The sequence below is a fragment of the Mesorhizobium sp. M7A.F.Ca.CA.004.04.2.1 genome (genome assembly GCF_004022825.1).
In the GTDB taxonomy this organism is placed as follows: domain Bacteria; phylum Pseudomonadota; class Alphaproteobacteria; order Rhizobiales; family Rhizobiaceae; genus Mesorhizobium.
The window spans coordinates 1-3,962 of sequence record NZ_RZPH01000559.1; the positions used below are offsets into that span (position 1 = coordinate 1).

Consider the following 3,962-nt stretch of genomic DNA (forward strand, 5'->3'; position numbering starts at 1 on the left):
GCACTATGCCGTGCACACATTCGAGATGATCAACCGCTCCACGGACATCATGCTGGAGGCGGCGCGCGAATGCACCGGCGTTCGCGCCTACAAGGATCCCGACGGACGCTGTGTCTGGGCGTCGATCAGTCCGCAAGCCGAGTACAGCCGCGACGCTGAGGCCGGCACCACCAGCCGAGACGACGTCATGAAGACGATGTCGCTTGGCGGCATTGGCGAGGTCAGCCAGCACTGGTCGCTCGGCGCAACGATAGGCCGGACCGAATTCGACTCGAAGATCGATTTCAACGGCGAATTGCTGTCGGCCACGACAGGCGAATCCTGGCAGGCGTATGCGCTGGCGAAATATGCCGACAAGAACTACTTCATCGACTTCGCAGTCGGCGGCGGCACCGGCTCCTTCAAGGGCGAGCGCGATACGCATCTCGATCAGGTGGCCTTCATTCCGGGCGAAACGCTGATCGGCGATTATCTGCCGGAGGCATTGCTGCCTGGCATCGGCAACAGTGTCACCTACACGCAGAAAACCGCCCAGTTCGGCGGTTCGGCGCGGCTCGGCATAACGCAGGAGATGGGTGCTTTCTACCTGCAGCCGACCCTGCAGTTCGACGCGCGCTGGCTGCGTGTTTCCGGCAAGGAAGTGGGCTCGGTTGCCGCCTTCAACTTCGACGGCAGCGCCAACATGTATTATTCGGCGACGCCGGCTTTCGAGATCGGTACCGACATTGCACTCAGCGACATTGCCAGCCTTCGCGTCTACGGCAAGGCTGGCGTGGAGTTTTCCGACAAGGAGTGGGAAATCGAAGGTCGCTTCGCGGCGGCGGAGAATCTGCCTGGCAACCCCGCATTGCACTTGACGGAGGCCGTCGATTCGCCGCTCTATCGGGTCGGCGCCGGCCTTGAGCTGAACGGCGTCAATGGCGTCGGCATGTCCGTCAGATATAATGGCGCCTTCGGCGAAACGGTTAAACAGAACGCGATCAGCGCGTCTCTCAAGGTCAGTTTCTAGCTGGCCCGAGGCGGAGCCGGGCGGGAGGGATCTTGATGAGGAAGTACGCGTATTTCGTGGCGATGCTGGGTGTTGCCTGCACCGTCGGCGTGGCGGCCGTGGCGGCGCAAACCAAGAGCGACAAGGCGGTCGCGGCACCCGCTGCCGCGGATGTGCCGCAGTTGCCCGGCGGCGCGTCGGCACTGTCTGAAACCCACGGCGACTGGACGGTCAATTGCCAGATATCGGGCACGGCCAAGACCTGCAGCCTGTCGCATCAGCAATTCAACAAGCAAAGCAATCAGCGGCTGCTGGCGATCGAGCTGTCGAGCAAGACCGGCGAGGATGCCATGGGCACGCTTGCGTTGCCGTTCGGCCTGGCGCTGGCCAAGGGGGTCAGCCTGACCATCGACGATCAGAAGCTGGACGGCAGCCTGGCGTTCAACACCTGCCAGGTCGTCGGCTGTCTGGTGCCGGTGGTGTTCGATGCGACTGTCACGCCGCTGCTGAAATCAGGCACCACACTGAAGATCGACGCTTTCGCGGCAGATACCGGACAAGCGGTGAACTTTTCCATTCCGCTCAACGGCTTCGCCGGCGCGCTTGCCCGGACCGCGCAGCTTTTGACCAATTGAGGTAGAGCCGCAGGACTTAAAGCGCTGCCTGAATGTCGTCTCGCGGCAGGGCAGTGCGTCACTGCCTCAGAACGTCTCTGCGTCGGTTCAAACGATGATGGTTTTAAGCCTTTCGGCGATCAAGGCGGCGAGCCGCGCCGCCACATCGTCCTTGCTCATCTCCGGCCATTCCTCGACGCCAGCCTTTGACACGATCCGCACCCGGTTGCGATCGCCGCCCATCACGCCAGAAGAACCGACGCCGCTTCCCTGCGACACGTCGTTGGCGACGATGAGATCGGCGCCTTTTTTCTTGAGTTTGGCCTCGGCGTTGCGCAGGAGATCCTGCGTCTCGGCGGCGAAGCCGATAATCAGGCCGGGTCGCTGGCTGTGATGGCCGACGCCGGCGAGAATGTCGGGATTTTCGACCATGCGCAGCACCGGCGGCCCTTCGCCGGCCACCTTTTTGATCTTCTCACCGGCTGAATTTTCGGTTCGCCAGTCGGCAACGGCGGCGACGAACACCGCCGCGTCGGCAGGCAGGAGCTGTTCCACCGCGTCGCGCATCTCTTGCGCACGTTCGACATGGATGGTCTTCACGCCAGCCGGATCGGCAATGCCGACAGGACCGGAGACGAGGTGCACATCGGCGCCGAGCCTGGCCAGTGCTGCCGCTATGGCATGGCCCTGCTTGCCGGACGAACGGTTGGCGATGTAGCGCACCGGGTCGATCGGCTCATGCGTGGGGCCGGAGGTGACGATGATCCTGCGCCCCGACAGCGGCTTCGGGCCGACGTCGAGCAGTGCGTCGATCGCGGCGACGATCTCCAGCGGCTCGGCCATGCGGCCTTCGCCCGCTTCATTGCTTTCGGCCATCTCGCCCCTGACCGGACCGACGAAGATGACACCGTCTTTCTGCAGCGTCGCGCGGTTGCGGCGGGTGGCCGGATGCGCCCACATCCTCGGGTTCATGGCTGGCGCCATCAGCACCGGCTTGTCGGTGGCGATGAGCACCGTGGAGGCCAGATCGTTGGCGTGGCCATTGGCGAGCTTGGCCATCAGGTCGGCGGTGGCTGGCGCCACCACCAGCAGGTCGGCCTCGCGCGACAGCCTGATGTGGCCGACATCGTGCTCGTCCTGGCGGTCGAACAGTTCGGTAAAGACATGGTCGGCGGAGAGCGCGCCGGCCGACAGCGTGGTGATGAACTCCTGCGCGGCCGATGTCATGACCACCCGAACGCCGGCTCCGCGCTCGCGCAGCCGGCGGATGAGATCGAGCGCCTTGTAGGCGGCGATGCCGCCGCCGATGATGAGCAGGATGCGCTTGCCGGAGAGGCTCATGCCCAAGACCAGTTCTTATCGAGTGTCATGCCGGCTTCAGCGCCGGTTCGATATCGGTATGGATGAAATCATTGCCCTTGAAAAGCAGCGGCAGGTTTCGCGTCCTGGCGAGGGCGTAGGAAAAACAGTCGCCCATGTTGAGTTTGGCGGGATGGCCAGTGCCGCGGCCATAGAGGGCATAGGCTTCAATGCCGGCCTGTGCATGTTCGGCAGTGAGAGCGACGATCGTGACTTTCAGTCTTTCTAGAAGGCCTCTCAACTCAGCTGTGCCGGCCGCCCCATAACGTCCGACGACGACCGTGCCACATTCCATCAGGGTCGCGGCGCTCATAAACATCAGCTGATTTCCGGCGAGGCGCTGGGCTATCACCGGTGCATCAGGCTCCTGCTTGAGGATGGCCAAAATCGCGGAGGTGTCGATCACCACAGTCAGTCCTCCTCGATGAAGGACCAGAGCTCATCCGTTAGTTTTTTCTGATCGAAGTCCACTTTTCGCAATCGTCGACCGAATTCGAGGATTTCCTCTGCCGTGACGACATCGTCGTCGTGCTTGTTGACTGCCGCTACATCCTTCAACAACAGGGTTCTTGCCTCCTGCTCCATTGACACGCCATGTCTGGCGGCCTGCTCGCGCAGCCTTTGCTTCAAATCCTCGTCGAGATTGCGGATCGTCAGGGTGCCCATGGCTATTCCTGCATTCTTGCGATTGATTGATCCTTGGGTTTTTCCCCAGATGCCAAACCCGTTCGGTCGAACCCTTTTGTGGTCGGCAGCCCAACGGATGCGGCGAGCACGTCCCGCGCTTCCTGCTCCATGGAAACGCCCCGCGCGGCGCCGCGCTCGCGTAGCCGCCGCATGACATGGTCTTCCAGATTGCGGACGGTAATCCTCGCCATATGCACACTCCTACGTAGAATATAGCGATCTCGATTTCCGACTGCAATGACAGCATTGCTGTCATTGCCTGCACTCAGATGATCTTCCAGGCGATATAGACCAGCGTCAGCGCAATTACCCAG

The 3,962-nt window shown here is 62.2% G+C and carries 6 protein-coding genes; 2 read left to right on the forward strand and 4 right to left on the reverse strand.

Annotation, left to right across the window (positions count from 1 at the left end):
* Together EN893_RS22515 and EN893_RS22520 are read left to right on the forward strand one after the other, a co-directional pair.
* A partial coding sequence (locus EN893_RS22515) for an autotransporter outer membrane beta-barrel domain-containing protein (protein WP_164901021.1) occupies positions 1 to 1,009 on the forward strand: 1,009 nt, incomplete at its 5' end.
* 35 nt (positions 1,010 to 1,044) lie between these two features.
* The gene (locus EN893_RS22520; RefSeq protein ID WP_127272727.1) at positions 1,045 to 1,623 is read left to right on the forward strand and encodes an invasion associated locus B family protein; all 579 of its coding nucleotides are present in this window, start codon (positions 1,045 to 1,047) and stop codon (positions 1,621 to 1,623) included.
* 87 nt (positions 1,624 to 1,710) lie between these two features.
* On the opposite strand, the gene coaBC is transcribed toward EN893_RS22520, so the two are convergent.
* The 4 genes from coaBC to EN893_RS38730 form a co-directional block, all read right to left on the reverse strand.
* On the reverse strand, positions 1,711 to 2,943 hold the full coding sequence (gene coaBC / locus EN893_RS22525) for a bifunctional phosphopantothenoylcysteine decarboxylase/phosphopantothenate--cysteine ligase CoaBC (protein ID WP_127302015.1): 1,233 nt from the start codon (positions 2,941 to 2,943) through the stop codon (positions 1,711 to 1,713).
* Between the two features lie 25 nt (positions 2,944 to 2,968).
* Positions 2,969 to 3,370, reverse strand: coding sequence for a type II toxin-antitoxin system VapC family toxin (locus tag EN893_RS22530; protein ID WP_127270488.1), 402 nt, complete (start codon positions 3,368 to 3,370; stop codon positions 2,969 to 2,971).
* 2 nt (positions 3,371 to 3,372) lie between these two features.
* Positions 3,373 to 3,627, reverse strand: a complete 255-nt coding sequence (locus tag EN893_RS22535) for a hypothetical protein (protein WP_127270486.1) — start codon at positions 3,625 to 3,627, stop codon at positions 3,373 to 3,375.
* Between the two features lie 2 nt (positions 3,628 to 3,629).
* Positions 3,630 to 3,962, reverse strand: a 333-nt coding sequence (locus EN893_RS38730) for a hypothetical protein (protein WP_206640155.1), incomplete at its 5' end; no start/stop codon positions are given.

Bases quoted from the DNA above. Each gene is read 5' to 3' on its own strand.
- EN893_RS22535 (WP_127270486.1), bottom strand. From the start codon at position 3,627: ATGGGCACCCTGACGATCCGCAATCTCGACGAGGATTTGAAGCAAAGG.
- coaBC (WP_127302015.1), bottom strand. From the start codon at position 2,943: ATGAGCCTCTCCGGCAAGCGCATCCTGCTCATCATCGGCGGCGGCATC.
- EN893_RS22520 (WP_127272727.1), top strand. From the start codon at position 1,045: ATGAGGAAGTACGCGTATTTCGTGGCGATGCTGGGTGTTGCCTGCACC.